The sequence below is a fragment of the Psychrobacter sp. YP14 genome (genome assembly GCF_003209315.1).
Taxonomy (GTDB): Bacteria; Pseudomonadota; Gammaproteobacteria; order Pseudomonadales; family Moraxellaceae; genus Psychrobacter; species Psychrobacter raelei.
In genome coordinates this window covers 2,057,180-2,076,483 of sequence record NZ_CP029789.1, presented here as the reverse complement: position 1 = coordinate 2,076,483, position 19,304 = coordinate 2,057,180, and the positions used below count along the sequence as shown (strand labels likewise).

Genomic DNA, 19,304 nt, shown 5'->3' with positions numbered 1-19,304 from the left:
TTTAAAACCAACCCACAAAGAAAAAAGGCTTCCAATAACTTGGAAGCCTTTTTAATATATGGTACCCGGAGCCGGACTTGAACCGGCACGCTATTGCTAGCGAGGGATTTTAAATCCCTTGTGTCTACCAATTTCACCACCCGGGCAAAACTTGTGATACTTGAGTCCTTAGTGGAGAACTCTGTAAGTGCGCGTATATTATCATAAAATTAATATTCGTCAACACTTTTTTTCTTTAACTTGTTAAAAGTTTAAGATCAAAATTGGAGGCTGAGGTCGGAATCGAACCGGCGTCCACGGATTTGCAATCCGCTGCATAACCACTCTGCCACCCAGCCATTTGAGGTGACCTATAATACCAAAAAAAATTAAAAATACAAGCTATGTTGGCCGTATTTTGCAAAAATAGTGATTATTCCGGCACATTTTTGCTATTTGACCTAAAAAAATGGCTTTTAACCAAGCGATATAGGCAATCAGCTGTGTTTAAACCATAAAAAGGGATATGTATGAGCTTATTTTTAATGCCAGAAATAAGCATAAAGCTGAGATAATCCAACTAATTTTTATTAGTGACTTTAAGGGAGAATTTTATAGGGTTTATGGCAAACTGGGCGGATTATTTGACGCTCATAGGTTACAATATTGCAGAAAGCTGCCCCATAAAGGGCTGCTTTTAAAATGATTGATTGTGTCCCTTAAACTACCTCTTAAATTTTGAGATGATGGAGCCAAAAATGAATGATGCTACTGCCACACGCCTTGATGGTAAAGCACTTGCAAAACAAATTGAGACAGAGTTAAGCCAGCGCGTTGCTGCTGTTATCAAAAAAACTGGCCGCACACCTATCTTAGCCACCATTTTAGTTGGTGATGATCCCGCCTCTGCCACTTATGTACGTATGAAGGGCAATGCTTGTAAGCGTGTGGGTATGGAGTCTATCCGTGTTGAGATGCCAGCGAGTACCACTACCGAGCAGCTATTGGCCAAGATTGATGAGCTAAATAACAACCCTGATGTCCATGGTATTTTGCTTCAGCATCCGGTTCCTGAGCAGATTGATGAGCGTGCTTGTTTCGACGCCATTGACTTAAATAAAGATGTGGATGGCGTAACTTCGCTCGGTTTTGGCCGTATGAGCATGGGTGAGCCTGCTTACGGATCATGTACCCCTCAAGGTATTATGTATTTACTTGAGCGCTATTTCTTAAAAAATGGCATCGAATTTGCAGGTAAAAATGCAGTAGTGGTTGGCCGCAGTGCTATTTTGGGTAAACCAATGGCGCAGATGCTATTGAATGCCAATTGCACCGTCACTATCTGTCATTCAAAAACGCAAAACTTAGAAGAGCATGTGGGTCGTGCAGATATCCTGGTTGGTGCCGTTGGCGTACCAGAGCTGATCAAAAAAGACTGGATCAAGCCTGGTGCCATTGTGGTAGATGCTGGTTTTCATCCGACTGAGGATGGTGGCGTAGGTGACATCGAGCTTAAAGGTATTGAGTCAATTGCAGCAGCCTACACCCCAGTTCCAGGTGGGGTAGGTCCAATGACCATTAATACGTTGATTCGTCAGACAGTTGAAGCGGCTGAAAAAGCAGCTCAGGCCTAATAGAGTTCTGTGGTTTAAGAAAGTTAGGTGAATGGGTAATACTGCCCGTTATACTTGCATAAACCCACGCTAATTGCTGGGATATTCTCAGCAGTTAGCGTTTATTGCTCATATTACCCAGGCTGAAATTATTTTAATAAAGATAAAAGGCTTAAGGAGAGTTTGCCGATGAGTTCCCCGCACCCAGATAACAGCTGGCAGCATAAAGTACAGTCAATAGGTATACTTATGATTGATATCAGTCATTATTTGGCACTATTGGTCATCGGTTTTGTGATTATCTGGGCTGCGGGTGCGGAGTTTGTGAGTATTGTTCAAGGCGGTAAAGCCGATTTAAAAGATATCCTAATGCTATTTATTTATCTTGAGCTGTTGGCTATGATTGGCATTTATTTTAAGACCCATCGTTTGCCGGTGCAATTTTTGATTTATATTGCCATCACGGCCTTATCTCGACATTTGGTGGTCGATGTGCAGGCAGTATCAGATACTTTCCACTTATGGTTACTGTTGACCATTACCGTGTCGATTTTTATTCTAAGTACCGCAGTATTTTTATTGACCTGGACGGCCAGTCAGTATGGTAGACCCGAAGACAATGTGTATAAGCTGACGCAGAAGAAGCCGAATAAGCTAAGTGAGTAAACACAGAGTTTAAATAAAAAATTCGCTATGGGCTTTACTATAAAGTCAGCCTCTTAGGTGTATGGCCTTAGCATAGCGTTGTTTTGAATAATCTGTCTAGAGCCAACCGGATTTACGAAATTGGCGATATAACACCACACAGGTGGTTAAAATAACGGCAAGTACTACAAAGTAAGCATATTGATAATGTAGTTCAGGCATAACATCGAAGTTCATACCGTATATTCCTGCCACGGCTGTCGGTACCGCTAAGATACCGGCCCAAGCTGCCAGTTTACGTACCACCTCATTCTGCCCCATATTGACCATGGCCATATAGGTATCCATCGCCACACTGAGCATCTCATTTAGTCCATTGACCGCATCTATCGCGCGCAGTAGATGATCATTGACATCTCTAAAGTAGGGCTTGGCTATACTGGGGAAAACAGAAACTAGCTCATTTTTTTTATGATTAATAAAGAAGTTACAGATGTCTTGCACCGGCAACATAACGGCTCGCATATGTACCAGCTGCGACTTTAAGATGTACAAGCTTTGCAAAATCTCTTTGCTAAATTTATAAGAAAAGATATTACGCTCTTGCTCACGTAAGTATTCGCCTAAGCTGTCAGTAATCGGCAGGTAGCTGTCCACCACATAATCCAGTACAGCATGTAGCACAAATACCGGTCCCATAGACATCTTCTCAGGGCGGCGATGGCAGTAGGCACGTACCGGTGCGTACGAGTTTGATGCCCCAGTACGTATGGTAATAATGTAATTGCTGCCCATAAACATGGAGGTGGTGCCATAGTGAATGTGGTTATTGGCAAGATACGCGGTACGCACTACCACAAATAGTGATTCATTACCGTAGGTCTCAATTTTTGCACGTTGGTTTTCATTAAACGCATCTTCTAACGCCAGCTCATGAATATCAAAAGCCTTTTGAACCGCTTCAATGGTTTCAATACTGGGATCATATAAGCCCAACCAAATAAACTGACCCTTATTGGCCAGTGTTCTACTGACCTCATCTAAGTCGATCTTCTCGATAAATAGGCCTGTTTTGCGTGAATAGACACAGCAGTTAACAATCTCATTAATCCCTGAGCGTTCAAAATCTTCCACGCGCTCAGCATCAGGGTCATATACCGGCATAGTGGGGGACATAAAGGCGAGAGCTTGTTGCTCTTCTTTAGTTCTCAGATCTGACATACTACAGTCTCATGGCTGGGTTAACAAAAATGCGGTTTTAATACAGCTGTGGTTTTAATACCGGCAATACTTTATAAAGCATATTTTTTTAAGGTATCTATACTCACCAATTCTAGTAAGCTCTCATGACAGGCCTCAAGCTTAATTTTGGGCGCCATATCATGGTCTAAAGCATCCAGCCAACGTAGTGCACAAAGACACCAATAATCTCCCGGTTTTAATCCTGGAAACCCAAATTCAGGTACAGGTGTGATTAAGTCATTGCCTGTTTTGGCCGAAAAGCTTAAAAATTCTGCGGTCATTTTCGCGCATACGGTGTGCTGGCCAATATCTTGAGGGCCGGTATGACAAAAGCCATTGCGATAATAGCCAGTAATGGGGTCAAAGCAGCAGCTGGCAAGCGCTGTGCCCAGCACATTTCTCTGGTTAAGTTTAGGATCGGGGTGATGTGATGACATATAAGAATCTCAGAGTAATCTTGAGTGGGCACATTATGTGCCTACTCATAAGGCGGCTATGGCTGCACAATGACATAAAAGTATGTAGCAGCCTACGACCAAAAATAATACACAAGGTTTAACATAGGGGGGCTATTGCTGATTATGCCGTTATTATGAGCCTATAAATCAGCAGCTTAGCACAATGAAATAGTAACACATTCAGGGGCCTCAAATCTGTTTAAGCCGGTCACAAACCAGCTGCATCTGAGTAAAGCATAGCGCTGCAAAATAAAATGCAGTTAAGATGAGCTGATCTTAGTCAAAGCTCTTGTTAGTAACCATGACCTTAAATATTTATGCTCACAAGCTGTCTAAATGGGTCACTTAGCACCGGACAAAAAAAAGGCCTATTTTGTTGTGGCTATTTGTGACATTAATTGAGGCTTTGTCTAGGCGAAAGCGGTCAGCTATGCTAGACTTAATAACACAAAAAATCGCCTTATTAGATACTTTAAGCGTCCTAATTATCATAAAAACGTGTTAAAATAACCGCTGTAGTCTGCGTTTAGACCTCTAAAGCGCTCGCATGAGAGTGGCAGAAGTATCCTAATCCTAGGCAGGTCGTATTAGACCCACTTAAAAAAGACATCATAAAAAAAATATAATAACTCACAGCAAAACGGTGTACGCCGTTTAATTGTGTGCTCAGTGAAAAAATGTGCTACATTAAAAACAGCCTTAGTAAAAAGCGCATAGCAAGATTAAGTGCTCTGTTTTCAATGGTTTGTGTTCTCAATATCTCGATTACTAATACACTTTAACTAACGATTTGGTAATGGCTAAACTGCTTAAATGATGAGTGTCGCCTCCAAACAAGGATTACTTGTGTCTGACAGTTCTACAACCTCCAATAACGCTCAACGTCAATCTTCAGATAAATTGTCCCATGTAGCAGACATCGATAACATTTGGTTATTACCAGATGGGGTCAGTGATTTATTGTCTGAAGAGGCACAAAAACAAGAATGGCTGCGTTACAAGTTAACTCGGCTGTTGGTCAGCCGTGGTTATGAGCTAATTTGTCCACCTATGATTGAGTTTACCGAGTCCTTACTGGGTAACGCATCAGAGGACTTAAAGCGTCAAACCTTTAAAATCATTGATCAGCTATCGGGCCGATTGATGGGGGTGCGTGCTGATATTACACCGCAGATTTTGCGTATTGATGCTCACTTAAATAAGATGGGCAAAGCCAATAAAATTGCCAGATACTGCTATGCCGGCCACGTTATACGCACTTTACCAGATGGTTTGTTTGGCTCACGTACACCGCTACAATTAGGGGCAGAAATCTTTGGTAGTGACAGCTTAGATGCTGATATTGAGCTGATTGATGTGCTGTATTGCCTCATTAATAATCTCAATCTAAAAAAACACTTACACATAGACATAGGACATGTGGCTATTTTTGCGCGTTTAAAAGAGCTTGCTGGCTTGTCAGAAAATGACGCTTCGGTACTGATGAATTTATATGCCAATAAAGCTCTGCCTGAATTAAAGCAGGTCTGTGCTGAGCTGCCGATGGGCAATGACTTTTATCAATTGGCCGTATATGGCCATGATATGAATGCGCTTAAGCAAGCCTTATCGCAGACGGCAACGCAAGATAAAGCGATTATCAAAGCCGTGCAAGAAGTGCAGGCCATGGTCGCTCATATCAAGAGTACGTATCAAAGCAATGTCAGCGTAGACATCACAGAGCTTGGATACCATTATCACACTGGCATTGTTTTTAATGCCTACTTTGAAAACGAGTCACAGGCGGTGGTACGTGGTGGTCGTTTTAATGGTGAAGGCTTTGATGCTGCGAGTCAGGCGTCTACAGCTATTGCCGAAGAACTGCCCTCACGTAGTGCCACGGGTTTTAGCTTAGAGGTGACCCGTTTGCAGCGCTTTATTAGCTTAAATGAATCTAAGCTAGTTTTAGTAAGCTTCGCAGATATGCAAGGCGTGCGCAGTGATGATAATGAGAAGTTGGCAAAAGATTTAACGACCAAGATTGCAGAGTTACGTGATCTAGGTCACCGAGTGGTGCGTCCTTTAAGCAGTGAAGATGCTCCCAATAATGTGACACACAAACTAATTTTAGAAGATGGTGAGTGGGTTTTACGGGCCGTATAATTTATCTGCTCTTGCAGCGTAGACGCAGCAGGGCATAGATAGGTTTTGGGTTTTAAACTAAGTGCGCCACAATGACGCAATTTAATTTTTACAGTTCAATACGAGTGGTTAAGGATCAGTTATGGGAAAGAATGTTGTAGTACTAGGTAGCCAATGGGGCGATGAAGGTAAAGGCAAGATTGTTGACTTGCTTACCGAAAAAGCTTCTGCTGTAGCCCGCTTCCAAGGCGGTCACAATGCGGGTCACACTTTGGTAGTAGACGGCAAAAAAACAGTTCTACACTTAATTCCATCAGGTATTTTGCGTGATGACGTGACGTGCTTTATCGGTAATGGCGTGGTGTTGTCACCAGAGGCGCTACTTATCGAGATGAAAGAGCTTGAAGACAATAACGTGCCGGTTCGTGAGCGTCTAAAAATCTCACCAAACTGTCCATTAATCATGCCTTACCACATCGCACTTGACCAAGCGCGTGAAGCTAAGCGTGGTTCTGGTAAAATTGGTACGACAGGTCGTGGTATCGGTCCTGCTTATGAGGACAAAGTGGCACGCCGTGCCATCAAGCTGGCTGATTTGTTCCGCCCAGATTTAGAAGAAAAACTACGCAACTTAATTGAATACCACAATTTCCAATTGACTCAGTACTACAAAGTGGATGGCATCGACTTTGATACCACTTTTGCCCTATGCCAGCAGTGGCGTGATGAGCTAAAAGAGCTGGTTTGTGATGTGACTGAAGCCCTAAATCAATTGCGTATGGCTGGCGAAAACCTAATGTTTGAGGGTGCTCAAGGTACGTTACTTGATATCGACCACGGTACTTATCCGTTCGTAACCAGCTCAAGCGTAACTGCCGGTGGTGTATCGACGGGTACGGGTATTGGTCCTTTATACTTAGACTACGTTTTGGGTATTACCAAGGCTTATACCACTCGTGTGGGTAGTGGTCCATTCCCAACTGAATTGTTCGATGATGTGGGTGCGCATTTGGCCAAAGTGGGTCATGAATTTGGTGCAACGACAGGTCGTGCCCGCCGCTGTGGTTGGTTTGATGCCGAAGCCCTGCGCCGTGCTGTCGTATTAAATTCACTATCAGGTATCTGCTTAACCAAGCTTGATGTGTTAGATGGTTTGGATGAAATCCGTATTGGTGTGGGTTATGATATCCCTGAATCTGAGTTTGCTGCTGCCCATGACGGTGAGTTTTATGAGACGGTAACGCCAAAATATGAGACGTTACCAGGCTGGAAGGGCTCAACTGTAGGCATTACTAACTATGATGATCTACCAGAGGAAGCCAAAGCGTATATCAAGCGTATTGAGCAGTTAATTGATTGCCCTGTCGATATTATCTCAACTGGTCCTGACCGTGATGAAACCATCGTGCTACGCGACCCGTATGATGCCTAAGTCTTGTCTTATTGTGCTCAAACGATAAGATTTATCAAAACTGGCACGTCATAGCTTAATAAAAGACCCTATGTTATTTTAAACATGGGGTTTTTTTATCACCCGAACATTTAAGCAATCATAAGTCATTCGTCATCATTTTGGGAGACAGGTCATGGTACAACAGCTGTATTTAGAGGATTTAAAGGTGGGCGACAAATGGATAAGTGGTGAGGCATCCCTCAGCGAGGCTGAGATTAAAGATTTTGCCAAGGATTATGATCCCCAGCCCTATCATTTAGACAATGAGCGGGCTCGCGATACGTTTTTTGGCACTTTGGTCGCCAGTGGGTGGCAGACCGCTGGGGTTACCATGCGTTTAATGGTGCAGACCATTCCTATTGCTACCGGTTTGATTGGCGCTGGGGCACAGATTAGTTGGCCGGCGCCAACTTATCCGAATGATATCTTGCATATTGAAGCGGAGGTTGTTGACATTAAAGCGTCCAAATCTAAACCAGACCGTGGCATGGTGGTGGTACAAATCAATACCTTTAATCAAAATCAGCAAATAGTGCAGCGCTTTACGTGCACCATGCTGGCCTTTAAACGCACCGCTGGCATACCTTCCTTAAATAATGAGCATCTATTAGGGTCGCAGGTATAGGGTTAATCATGCTACAGTTTACCTTCTTGGGCACCTCGGCAGGCATCCCCACAAAAAAGCGTAATGTCACAGCCTTAGCCATTGAATGCCTCAACCCTTACGCCGCAAACAGTGCGCAACAAAGCGGCAGTAAAAAGCCTTGGATCTTGATAGATTGTGGCGAGGCTACCCAGCATCAATTATTACACACTAAGCTGAGTGTTAGGCACTTAGCGGCTATCTGTATCACCCATGTGCATGGTGATCACTGTTATGGCTTGCCTGGGCTGCTTGCAAGTATGGCGATGTCGGGACGCACAGCGCCGCTGACCCTTATTGCTCCTAAGGCTATTTTAACCTTGATACAGGCAGTGCAATCCACCACAGATTTGTATTTGCCCTATGATATTGATTTTGTGGCCATAGAAGATAAGGTGTGCACAGATCAGAGCGTAGCTAACCCCGTTGTCTTACAGTTATCTGCAGCGCATAAGCTTGAGATTGAAATCGTTAAGCTATCACATCGGGTTGCCTCATATGGCTTTGTGATAACTCAAGTGGTGCAGAGCCTTAAACTCAATACTCATAAATTAAAACAGCAGGGCATTGCGGCTACTGCTGCTTGGGGTCAGCTGCAGGCAGGGCAGGATTTGATGTTGGAAGATGGTCGCAAGTTGGTCTCTGTAGAGTATACTTACCGTGAGAGTCAGCAGTTAAAAGTGGTTGTTGGCGGGGATAATGACACCCCAGAATTATTGCAACAAGCAGTACGAGATGCCAATGTGCTCATCCATGAGGCAACCTATACTCAGAGTGTCAGAGACAAAATCATGTCACGACCTGATGGCTTTGATCCGATGCACACCACAGCTAAGTGTATTGCTCAATTTGCGCAGGCGATGCAGTTGCCGGCATTGATTTTGACACATTTTAGTGCCCGTTATCACAGTTATGATGACCCTGAGAGTAAAGCACCTAATATGGCGGATATCCGCTTAGAGGTGGGGCAGTATTATCAAGGCAAGCTGTGGCTGGCGCGTGATTTTATGCGTTTTTTGGTGGACAGTGATGGGGTTCGTCAGCTGCCCACGTAAACAGCTTTAGGATAACTTACCTGGATTTAATAACAGCTTTGATTTAACACTTGCCTTGATTTAGTCGTTGCCTTGATTTACTCGTTACCTTGACTTAATAACAGCTGACTTATCCAGTGCCGAGAGAATTGATAAGCCACACGTCCTGAGCGACCACCGCGGCTTGAAGACCATAATAGAGCTTGCCCGCGTATCTCATCTGACCACTCAATGCCCTCAGCTTGCAGATAGTGGGCGACGATATTTAAGTAAGTCTCTTGATTCATTGGATAAAATGACAGCCATAGGCCAAAGCGGTCAGACAAAGAGACAGTTTCATCAATGGTCTCGTAAGGGTTAACCTCATCGGTCTGGCCATCATAGATATTAACATTGTCTTTCATCAGCTGAGGCAGCAAATGGCGGCGGTTACTGGTGGCATAAACCAATAGCTTGTCCTGCTCAGAGTCGAGCGCACCATCAAGCACGCTTTTTAAAGTACGGTAGTTCTCGTCTTGCCCATTAAAGGCTAAGTCATCACAATAAACGATGTAACGGCACGAGGTGTCCTCAGGCAGCTCATTAATGGCCTGACGAATTTTGTCCAGTACTTGTAAATCGTCACGGGAGACTTCAATCATGCGCAGACCTTGGTCTTTAAACTCATTTAGTAGTGCGCGAATTATGGAAGACTTGCCTGCGCCTCGAGTACCTGTCATTAGGACATGGTTGGCGGGATAGCCGGCCAAAAACTGCTTGGTATTTTGGATTATTTTTGTTTTTTGAGTGTCAATACCGATTAAATCGTCTAAAGACAGCGCGGAGCTAACCTGGATAGGCTCAAGTCGTCCTGTCATACCACCAACCCAGCGATAAGCCAGTTGGTTTGGATCGATTTCAAGCGAGGGGATAATGTGTTGTTTTAAAAATTCAGTCAGTAAGTGAGTTAAAGTATCATCCAAGGTAAGCGTATTTACAGAATTTGCCATGCTGACTCAGCCCTATCCAATTATCATTATAAGTAACAAGCCTAGAGTCAAAAATAGTGCCAGTAAAGGCTAGTGAATGCAAGCCATAACCCATGACACAGTGAACTTAGCCCGTTATCAATTACTCTTTCATTTAACTGCCAAAACCCATGTCAACTCTGCAAGTTATACCCTTTATCAGCGATAATACAGTACCGCTTATACTACAGCGAGTAGATGGTGAGCTTACCCAGCAAGGATATGTCCCGCTTAAAGCGCGACGTTTGGGTTATGAGGCGTCTGCGTCAGATACGCCTTGCTATCAAGGCATGACTCAGGCTGAGTATAAAAATGGCGTTTATATGATTAAATGGCAGTTGCAGCCGCTATCTACCAGTGCTGACTCAAGTCTAGATGTTGAGATGGCTCATATAAAACAGCTACAGCGGCTAAGTGTATTGAATCAAAGCTTAATGCCCTATCAATTTATAAAAGTAAGCACCATTCAGATACAAGATGAGTGGTGGCAGCTTAGCGGTTTGGTTATGCCGTATTTTGAGCAGGGCAGTATAAAAGATTATTTAGTCACTCAGCCGCTAACAGAGCTTCAAAAGCTGCAACTGATTTTAAGTGTGGCAAAAAGTATCGCAAGCTTGCATCAGGCCGGATGGATCCATGGGGATATCAAGCCCAGCAATTTTTTGATGGCTATGCCGAAACACAAAAGACCAGATGCTGCCTCTGACTGGCAGGTTGTCATGATAGACTTGGCCTATGCGCAAGCCATTGATCGGCCGCTTTTTGATGATAGCAGCGTTATTAATAACAGTGTTAATGATAAGGCTGCACTGAGTGTCATGCAAAATCATCCTAGAGGAACCGCTGCCTATTTAGCCCCAGAATGCTGGCAGGGGCAGCCTGCTTCAGTTCAAAGTGATGTCTATGCTTTTGGGATCATGCTGTATGAGATGCTGGTCGGCAGTAGGCCTTTTACCGTTGCTAAGGATCAAGATCTGCGGCATTCATCGAGGCTGTGGGCTGTGGCACACTGTCAAACGCCTGTGCCTTTGCTACCGAGCCAATATCAGCATTGGCAATCGTTAATCGATCGGCTACTTACCAAGCACAGCCAGCAAAGGCCTAACAGTATGGATTGTGTGATTGAGGTATTAGAACAAGCGCAACATGCGCTATAATCGAGCAAATAGATATCTTCTGTCCGTTTGAAAATTAACTTTAAAATAAAATGTCATCCTAAAAAAGGCGCTAATTATGTTCTTGGTCGTACAAAGCGATACTATAAATATTCATGATATCAGCAGATTATCTCGTGAAGGCCGTACCATTATTGTTTACTTTATCAGTGGTAATACACCCGCCACTTACCATTATGAGACAGATAGTGATGCCTCTGAAGTTGAGTATAAAATATTTAAGAGTTTAGAGGAAAAGAAGTTGGTGGTTTAGCTTTATGAGCGGGGCGACGACTGTGCGAATAAGACAATACAATAGCGAGGTAGCGTCGCCCTTATCCCCTTAATCCCCTTATATTAGGTTTAAATTTCAGACAATAAAAAACCCGCTTTAAAAGCGGGTCTTTTATTTAATATTTGGTCTAAGAACAACTAACCGGATAAATGGTGGGGCTGGAGAGACTCGAACTCTCACACCTCTCGGCGCCAGAACCTAAATCTGGTGCGTCTACCAATTCCGCCACAGCCCCATTTATCATCACATTAACTTAAATTAATGCTTACTGGGTTAGTGCTTCTCAGTGGTTGTGTATTATATACATTTAAAATCGCTTGGCAAGTATTTTTTATCAGCCGATATTAAAAAATAATCAATTTTAATCAGATTAATCGACTTGGGCCGACTTGGGCGCTGAGGCCTACGTATAGCCAATAAAAACCGTAGCCAATAAAAAACCCGCTTTAAGGCGGGTCTTTTATTTAATATTTGGTCCAAGAACAACTAACCGGATAAATGGTGGGGCTGGAGAGACTCGAACTCTCACACCTCTCGGCGCCAGAACCTAAATCTGGTGCGTCTACCAATTCCGCCACAGCCCCATTTATCATCACATTAACTTAAATTAATGCTTACTGGGTTAGTGCTTCTCAGTGGTTGTGTATTATATACATTTAAAATCGCTTGGCAAGTATTTTTTTTAATTTTTCGACGTTTTTTAAGGTTAAATCGCAAAACAGCGTTAGTTTTTATAGCGTTTATGCGATTTTGGCTTTCAATAAACGCTCTATTAATCATCCTCTAACCCAAGCAGCTTTATCTTGCGAGTTAAGGTATTGCGCCCCCAGCCGAGTAGGTCAGCAGCTTCACCTTTTCGACCTTTGCTGTATTCAAGCGCCACGCGAATCAATATTTTTTCAAATGTGGGAGTGGCCTGCTGCAAAATTTCGGTTTGTCCTTGCTGCAAAGCGGTATGGGCCCAATTTTGTAGCTGATCTTGCCAGCTATGGGCGCTGTTCACTAAGGCGGGCGGTGTGATTGTGACTGAGGCGGTGCTGGTTTGTCGGTGCTCATCAGACTGAGCGGTTGCCGCAAAGCTTGGAGAATTGCCTTGTGTATAAGACGCCGCAGATGCAGTGGTGCTGGGTGCGGCAAAATCTGGGCTATTATTTGGCAGGTTGCTGAGAGTTTGCAGGCCTTGACCCTCTAGTGCTTCAGGGTTTGCGGCATGAGCCAGATAGTGCTGTGCAAACTCGGTTAAATCAGGAGGCAAATCCTCCACACCGAGCCTCTCTCCTGTGGCCATCACGGTAATCCAGCGGCAAGCATTTTCAAGTTGACGTACATTTCCTGGCCAATCAAAGGCTTGCATAATATGTAGCGCCTCTGTAGTCAGCTGTTTTTTATCGGTTTTCATCTCAGTGGCCGCTTTGCTCATAAAGAACTCAACCAAATCAGGTATGTCATCGGGGCGCGCTCGTAGCGGCGGTAGCGGCAGTCGAATGACATTTAAGCGATAAAATAAATCTTCACGAAACTTGCCTTCTTTCACCAATTGTTCAAGGTTTTGGTGGGTGGCGGCAATGATGCGCACATCGACAGTAATCGGCTTTTGACCGCCCACTCGAAAGAATTCACCATTGGCTAAGACCCGTAGCAGCCGAGTCTGGGTGCTAAAAGGCATGTCACCGATTTCGTCCAAAAACAGTGTCCCACCATTGGCCTGCTCAAAGCGGCCATGTCGCAAGGTGGTGGCGCCGGTAAATGCCCCTTTTTCATGACCGAACAGCTCAGATTCTATTAACTCGTGCGGAATAGCGGCCATATTAAGCGCAATAAAGGGCTTTTTTTGACGCGGTGAGTTTTGATGCAGCGCACCGGCCACCAGCTCCTTGCCCGTGCCTGACTCCCCGGTGATTAAGACAGTAATCGGCGAGGAGGCCAAGCGGCCAATGGCACGAAACACAGTTTGCATTGCTGGGGATTGACCGATGATAGGTGTAGATTCGCTTGCCGCTGAGGCTTTAGTCGCTACAGGGGTACCTTTTTTGGTAGCAGGTTGTTTTTTTATCTCTGATGACGGCGCGGTATTAGGGCGCTGCATAGCCTCTTTTTTATCTGAAGCAGCACTTGGCACCTCTGAGTCTTCTGCCACTATGGCGTTGTCTACTAAGGCCGCTGCCGGATTGGTGGTAATGGCTTTTTTAACCACACAGATTGCATGATCTAAATCAAAAGGCTTGGGCAGATATTCAAAAGCACCGGTGTCATAGCTGTCAACTGCGGATTTTAAGTCTGAGTGAGCCGTCATGATAATGACAGGTAGGCTGGGGAAGTTGGTGTGCATCCACTGACTAAAAGACAGTCCATCCATCATCGGCATGCGAATGTCAGTTAATATCACATCAGGCAATATGTCTTTTGGCTCACTGCCATTTAATACACTATTTAACCTAGCCCAGGCCCCTTTGGCATTGCTAAAAGCTTGCACTTGCAAGCCGGCATCACTAAAGGAGTCCTCTAAAATAAGTCTTAAAGCAGGATCATCATCGATTAACCATAAGCTGTGTTTTGTTGTCATTGTCTGAGTTTCCATTGTCGTGAATATTTAGCAAGTAATTGGCAGTTTGCAGAGGATAACTTTTGCAGAGGATAACTAAGGGGCAGGGGGCATCCTCTATTTGCAGCTTTGAGTCCAGCTCATCAGTGAGCATCCGGCGCCGCCTTCGGTGTTAATTGCAGCGGCAAATAAATATTAAACTGGGTATCCCCCGGCTGTGAATGCACCTCAATAGCGCCCTCATGACTATGCAAAATCTCTTGTACTAAGGCCAATCCAAGCCCCGTACCATTAGCACGCCCCGTCACTAAAGGAAAAAATATGCGACCAATTAAATCGCTATTAATGCCGGCGCCATTGTCTTCAATACTCACTTTAATCACTTGACGATGATGCACTGTGCCAATGGTGTATTGATGCTCAATGCGGGTGGTAACTTTAAGCTGTGGCTGATAGTCAGCAGCAAGCAGACTGGTGTCTTGCTCAAGCATCGCCTCACACGCATTGTTAACTAAGTTCAAAAACACTTGAATCAGCTGGTTTTTATCAGCAGTAAGCTCCGGTAGCGATAAGTCATAATCCCTCTGGATGCAGACTTTAGGATACTGAGTCTGTGTTAATAGCAGCACATGCTCTAGCGGCTCGTGGATATTTATTTGCTGCAAATCAGGCAATTGATTGGAGCCCAAGAGCTGTTCAATAAGCTGGGTGAGCCGATCGGTTTCGCTGATGACAATATTGGCATAAGTGGTCAGTTTTTTGGCATCCACTTGCGTCATCTCGCCTAACTGATCTGAGGGCAATTTAGTATGCTGAGTTTGCTTAATTAACAGCTGCGCTGCCCCGCGAATACCCGCCAATGGGTTTTTGACCTCGTGCGCCACTGAGCGTAGCATTTCACGAGATACATCGTGCTGCTCTTGTAGCCGCTGCTCTTTATCTAGCCGGCTTTGGCGATCGCCTTGCCATATCTCAATCAAAAAATAAACCCGATCCTCTTGCTCGATAGGCGTCACGCTATAATGCACATATAAAGGATAAATAACGCCTCGAATATGACGGCTGTATTCAATAAAAGGCTGACGATAATCACAAGCATTGTGAAACTGGGTACGCAGCTTGTCTTGAGCCTCTGCTAATTCGGCTATACTTAGCTCTGCACCACTTTCGTTGGCACTGGGCATCAGTAGCTGCAGTACATTAAGCCCGATAAGACGGGTCTTACTGACCGATAACAACTGCTCGATTTGGCCATTTACCCATTCGATAGTCAGATCATCAGCGACCCAGAGCACACCGGTATAGAGGTTTTGCAGTAATAAAAGGGTATTTGAGGGGGTCATAAATATGCTTTTAATAAGAGTTATGATAAAAGGTGCAAGAATAGTACCAAGTCCTATATCAGCTTAATCCACAACTTGCGCCAAATTGGCTCATCTTACTTAGCCAATCCGCTAAGATTGTGCTCATAAATAGTGCAAATAAGGGTGATATTGATTTATTTTAGTGCATAACTAGTCTTGTTAATGTTGTTTTTTGACTATTTTGCTCTAAATCATAACGTTACTATGACCAAGGGGGTAGCAGGCAAGGTGAGAGGTTGTATAGGCTGCTTGATGCCATATCCCGCTGGGTCTAGTAGATGAAAAACATATGAATAACGCATTCGTGCTAGTATAGCGGTGTTAAAATTCGTACAATGCACCACAAAATTTTAGTGTTAGCACACTACCTCAATGTCATGTCAGTTATGTCAGCCTATCTTCTTTCAATCCACTATTCTTAAAAGTATTTGTCTATGCCAAGCAAAAACCCAGCCGATACGGTTTCTATCTATGTGCCAGGTGCGTCCATTAATTCTCAAACAGCGTCAGACAGCACTCAATCTGCTGCCAGTGCTTATCATCACAAAGCCAACCACAATCAAAATCGCAGTATAGAACAAAGTGCTCAGCAAGCCACTGAACAGTCGCTGCATACTGACGAAACTGTGGCACCAAAAGTGGGCTTTGTCTCATTGGGCTGTCCTAAGGCCTTAGTCGATAGTGAGCGCATTATCACTGAGCTGACCCGTGATGGGTACCGTGTTGCCTCAGATTATAATGGTGCCGACTTAGTGGTCGTTAATACCTGTGGTTTTATTGAGTCTGCAGTGCAAGAATCACTCGATGCCATTGGTGAGGCACTTAATAAAAATGGCAAAGTGATTGTCACCGGCTGCTTGGGTAAAGATGCGCAAAAAATCCGCGACATGCACCCTGCCGTACTGGCAGTGACTGGTGCTCACGCTTATGACGAGGTCATTACGGCAGTATCAACACATGCCCCCATGCCTCAGGCTATTCAAGATAAAAAAGCTTATGATCCCAAGATTGATTTGATTGACTTAGCTGGCGTGAAGCTCACGCCAAGTCACTATGCTTATCTTAAAATCTCAGAGGGCTGTAACCACCGCTGTACGTTTTGTATCATTCCAAGCCTACGTGGGGACTTAGTATCACGTCCTATTGAGCAGGTAATGGGTGAGGCGATGGCGCTAAAAAAAGCGGGTGTGAAAGAGATTTTAGTCATCTCACAAGACACCTCAGCTTATGGCGTTGATTTAAAATATAAGACCTCTTTTTGGGACGGTATGCCGCTTAAGTCTAAGTTTTTTGACCTGTGTCAAGCATTGGCAAAAGTAGGTATCTGGGTGCGTCTACATTATGTCTATCCTTATCCGCATGTGGATAAGGTGGTCGAGCTTATGGCCAAGCCTGGCGACCGCGGTGGCTTACTGCCGTATTTGGACATTCCTTTGCAGCATGCCAGTCCAAGCGTTCTAAAAGCCATGAAACGCCCTGCGCACAGTGAAAATACGCTGGCTCGTATTCAAAAATGGCGCGAAATTAATCCCGATATTGTGATTCGCTCTACCTTCGTGGTCGGATTCCCAGGAGAGACAGAAGAAGACTTTGAGTACTTGCTTGAGTGGTTAAAACAGGCCAAGCTTGATCGAGTGGGCTGCTTTACTTATTCAGAAATTGAAGGTGCGGTGGCCAATGACTTGCCAAATCCAGTGCCTGAAGCAATAAAACAAGAGCGTTACGAGCGCTTTATGGCCGTACAGCAGCAAATCTCTGAGCAAAAACTGCAAGAAAAAGTGGGCAAAACCATGACCGTATTGGTCGATGAGATTGACACAGAAGAGCAAATTGCCATTTGTCGCAGCTATGCTGATGCCCCTGAGATTGACGGCCATGTATATGTCGATAATATCGTGCAGAACGGCATGATGATGGTTAAGGTTGGTGATATGCTGACGGTCACCATCGATGAGGCCAGTGAGTATGATTTATTTGCCTCTTATGATGCGGTGCAAGCTTTGGCTTAAGGCACTTGTTACCTGTTTTTTAGCTGCGAAGCTTTGGCAAAATCAAGCTCGGCAGCCGTTTATCGGGCTATGGACTGCCCCAGTATCAAAATAGCGCTATAAGCAGATAGCGTTTTTTGGTAAACTTTACCGAATTTAGCTTAATTTTTCGTTCGTTTTTTATTTGGCTGAATATTTACTCTTCTATTTAGTTTTTATTTGGCTTTGAGACGGCTTTTAGCCAGCCAAAAATGTCGCAAAAAATGCAAGCCTAATCCATAGTAACTAAATTGGTCCAAACAATATAGCAAGGTGCCTTATGTCTGACAAAAACCCGCAGTATTCACGTATTTTACTTAAGCTATCAGGAGAAGCCTTAGCTGGTGGTCTGGGAATGGGAATTGATACGTCCGTTCTGGACAAAATGAGCCTAGCCATTGCTCATTTGTGCGGTTTGGGGGTGCAAGTAGGTATCGTTGTGGGCGGCGGCAACTTATATCGTGGCAGCCAACTTCAAAAAGAGGGGTTGGTAGGGCGTGTTACAGGCGATCAAATGGGTATGTTGGCGACCGTAATGAATGGTCTGGCCATGCGTGATGCTCTAGAGCGCCGCAATATTAATACCCGTTTGATGTCTGCACTGCCTATCGGTGAGGTGACTGAAAGCTACAGTAGCCGCAATGCCATTCGTTATCTAAAAAATGGGGATGTGTGTATCTTTGTGGCTGGCACCGGCAACCCATTTTTTACCACTGATACCGCCGCTTGCTTACGTGGCATTGAGATTGAAGCGGGCGTTATCCTAAAAGCCACTAAGGTGGATGGCGTATACGATAAAGATCCTAGTGAGCATGCAGATGCCAAGAAGTATGATGCGCTGACCTTTGATGAAGTACTTGAGCAAAAACTTGGGGTTATGGATTTAACGGCCATTGCCTTATGCCGTGAGCACAATGTGCCGCTACAAGTATTTGATATGAATAAGCCTAATTCGTTATTGAACGTAATTATGGGTGAAAATGAAGGCACGCGCGTTTTTCACTAAGTCGCTGATAGCCACCCATTGGTTTTACTGAGTTAAATAATAACCCGGCTACTTTGATCGTTAATGGCTCAAAACCGTTAATGGCTCAAAATAGTCGGACAAGCTTGATTGATAACTGTTTAGCTATAAAGGATAGATTATGATTAATGATATTAAAAAAGACGGTGAAGACCGTATGAAAAAAACCCTTGAAGCATTAGAGAATGCTTTTAGCAAAGTACGTACTGGCCGTGCCCATCCCGGCATGCTATCTGGGGTAATGGTGAGCTACTATGGCGCTGATACGCCGCTAAACCAAGTGGCCAGCGTTAACGTTGAAGACTCACGTACGCTATTGGTTCAGCCTTTTGAGCGCTCAATGGTACAAGCTGTAGACAAAGCAATTCGTGAGGCAGACTTGGGTCTAAACCCAATGACAGCCGATGTGATTCGCGTGCCTATGCCTGCATTGACGGAAGAGACCCGCCGTGACATGCAAAAGCTTGCCCGTGGTGAAGCCGAAAACAGCCGTGTGTCTATTCGCAACGTACGCCGCGATATGCTTAATGATATTAAAGAGTTGGCTAAAGAAAAAGAAATCAGTGAAGATGACGAGCGCCGCGCCAGTGACGACATCCAAAAAATCACTGACAAATATATCGCAAGCATCGATAGCAAGCTTGAAGCCAAAGAAAAAGAGCTGATGGAAGTATAAGTCAAGCCATAACACGCAAGCTGTGCC

16 protein-coding genes and 4 tRNA genes are annotated in these 19,304 nt (G+C 44.4%); 11 read left to right on the top strand and 9 right to left on the bottom strand.

Features of this window, described 5'->3' with window-relative positions:
• Positions 1-59: 59 nt before the first annotated feature.
• A tRNA-Leu gene (locus tag DLE54_RS08520) sits at positions 60-146 on the bottom strand.
• A gap of 118 nt (positions 147-264) precedes the next feature.
• Positions 265-338: transfer RNA gene (locus DLE54_RS08515), tRNA-Cys, on the bottom strand.
• Positions 339-737: 399 nt separating this feature from the next.
• On the opposite strand from DLE54_RS08515, the gene folD reads away from it, so the two are divergent.
• A complete protein-coding gene (folD, locus tag DLE54_RS08505; RefSeq protein ID WP_011961032.1) occupies positions 738-1,613 on the top strand; it encodes a bifunctional methylenetetrahydrofolate dehydrogenase/methenyltetrahydrofolate cyclohydrolase FolD in 876 nt (291 codons plus the stop codon).
• Between the two features lie 168 nt (positions 1,614-1,781).
• Positions 1,782-2,258, top strand: coding sequence for a phosphate-starvation-inducible protein PsiE (locus DLE54_RS08500; protein WP_011961031.1), 477 nt, complete (start codon positions 1,782-1,784; stop codon positions 2,256-2,258).
• A gap of 96 nt (positions 2,259-2,354) precedes the next feature.
• Here DLE54_RS08500 and corA read toward each other — a convergent pair whose 3' ends face one another.
• A complete protein-coding gene (gene corA, locus DLE54_RS08495; RefSeq protein ID WP_011961030.1) occupies positions 2,355-3,458 on the bottom strand; it encodes a magnesium/cobalt transporter CorA in 1,104 nt (367 codons plus the stop codon).
• 71 nt (positions 3,459-3,529) lie between these two features.
• Entirely contained in the window at positions 3,530-3,916 is a 387-nt protein-coding gene (locus tag DLE54_RS08490; RefSeq protein WP_110816865.1) for a DUF2237 family protein, read from the bottom strand.
• Positions 3,917-4,753: 837 nt separating this feature from the next.
• On the opposite strand from DLE54_RS08490, the gene DLE54_RS08485 reads away from it, so the two are divergent.
• The 4 genes from DLE54_RS08485 (at position 4,754) to DLE54_RS08470 (ending at position 9,209) form a co-directional block, all read left to right on the top strand.
• Positions 4,754-6,079 (top strand): ATP phosphoribosyltransferase regulatory subunit, encoded by a 1,326-nt coding sequence (locus tag DLE54_RS08485; protein WP_413775376.1) that lies wholly within the window; start codon positions 4,754-4,756, stop codon positions 6,077-6,079.
• Between the two features lie 121 nt (positions 6,080-6,200).
• Positions 6,201-7,490 carry an adenylosuccinate synthase gene (locus DLE54_RS08480; protein ID WP_110816863.1) on the top strand — a complete coding sequence of 430 codons (1,290 nt, stop codon included), beginning with the start codon at positions 6,201-6,203 and terminating at the stop codon, positions 7,488-7,490.
• Positions 7,491-7,644: 154 nt separating this feature from the next.
• A complete protein-coding gene (locus DLE54_RS08475; RefSeq protein ID WP_110816862.1) occupies positions 7,645-8,136 on the top strand; it encodes a MaoC family dehydratase in 492 nt (163 codons plus the stop codon).
• Between the two features lie 8 nt (positions 8,137-8,144).
• Positions 8,145-9,209, top strand: a complete 1,065-nt coding sequence (locus tag DLE54_RS08470) for a ribonuclease Z (protein WP_110816861.1) — start codon at positions 8,145-8,147, stop codon at positions 9,207-9,209.
• 77 nt (positions 9,210-9,286) lie between these two features.
• On the opposite strand, the gene DLE54_RS08465 is transcribed toward DLE54_RS08470, so the two are convergent.
• On the bottom strand, positions 9,287-10,177 hold the full coding sequence (locus DLE54_RS08465) for an ATP-binding protein (protein ID WP_110816860.1): 891 nt from the start codon (positions 10,175-10,177) through the stop codon (positions 9,287-9,289).
• A gap of 149 nt (positions 10,178-10,326) precedes the next feature.
• Here DLE54_RS08465 and DLE54_RS08460 point away from each other — a divergent pair, with 149 nt between their 5' ends.
• Both DLE54_RS08460 and DLE54_RS08455 read left to right on the top strand, forming a co-directional pair.
• Positions 10,327-11,352, top strand: a complete 1,026-nt coding sequence (locus tag DLE54_RS08460) for a protein kinase domain-containing protein (RefSeq protein WP_110816859.1) — start codon at positions 10,327-10,329, stop codon at positions 11,350-11,352.
• Positions 11,353-11,428: 76 nt separating this feature from the next.
• Entirely contained in the window at positions 11,429-11,623 is a 195-nt protein-coding gene (locus tag DLE54_RS08455) for a hypothetical protein (RefSeq protein WP_041773346.1), read from the top strand.
• 171 nt (positions 11,624-11,794) lie between these two features.
• Here the strand turns inward: DLE54_RS08455 and DLE54_RS08450 are convergent.
• The 4 genes from DLE54_RS08450 to DLE54_RS08435 form a co-directional block, all read right to left on the bottom strand.
• Positions 11,795-11,879, bottom strand: a tRNA-Leu gene (locus tag DLE54_RS08450).
• Positions 11,880-12,143: 264 nt separating this feature from the next.
• Positions 12,144-12,228: transfer RNA gene (locus tag DLE54_RS08445), tRNA-Leu, on the bottom strand.
• Between the two features lie 188 nt (positions 12,229-12,416).
• Positions 12,417-14,207 (bottom strand): sigma 54-interacting transcriptional regulator, encoded by a 1,791-nt coding sequence (locus DLE54_RS08440; RefSeq protein ID WP_227535088.1) that lies wholly within the window; start codon positions 14,205-14,207, stop codon positions 12,417-12,419.
• 122 nt (positions 14,208-14,329) lie between these two features.
• Complete coding sequence (locus DLE54_RS08435; RefSeq protein WP_110816857.1) at positions 14,330-15,529, bottom strand: two-component system sensor histidine kinase NtrB; 1,200 nt, start codon at positions 15,527-15,529, stop codon at positions 14,330-14,332.
• A 455-nt stretch (positions 15,530-15,984) separates the two neighbouring features.
• Here DLE54_RS08435 and rimO point away from each other — a divergent pair, with 455 nt between their 5' ends.
• The 3 genes from rimO to frr all read left to right on the top strand — a co-directional run bounded on the left by rimO (position 15,985) and on the right by frr (position 19,277).
• Positions 15,985-17,559: a 30S ribosomal protein S12 methylthiotransferase RimO gene (gene rimO / locus DLE54_RS08430; RefSeq protein ID WP_110816856.1), complete on the top strand. Its 1,575-nt coding sequence runs from the start codon at positions 15,985-15,987 to the stop codon at positions 17,557-17,559.
• Positions 17,560-17,857: 298 nt separating this feature from the next.
• Positions 17,858-18,583: a UMP kinase gene (gene pyrH / locus DLE54_RS08425; RefSeq protein WP_011961019.1), complete on the top strand. Its 726-nt coding sequence runs from the start codon at positions 17,858-17,860 to the stop codon at positions 18,581-18,583.
• A 139-nt stretch (positions 18,584-18,722) separates the two neighbouring features.
• Positions 18,723-19,277 (top strand): ribosome recycling factor, encoded by a 555-nt coding sequence (gene frr, locus DLE54_RS08420; protein ID WP_110816855.1) that lies wholly within the window; start codon positions 18,723-18,725, stop codon positions 19,275-19,277.
• Positions 19,278-19,304: the final 27 nt, after the last annotated feature.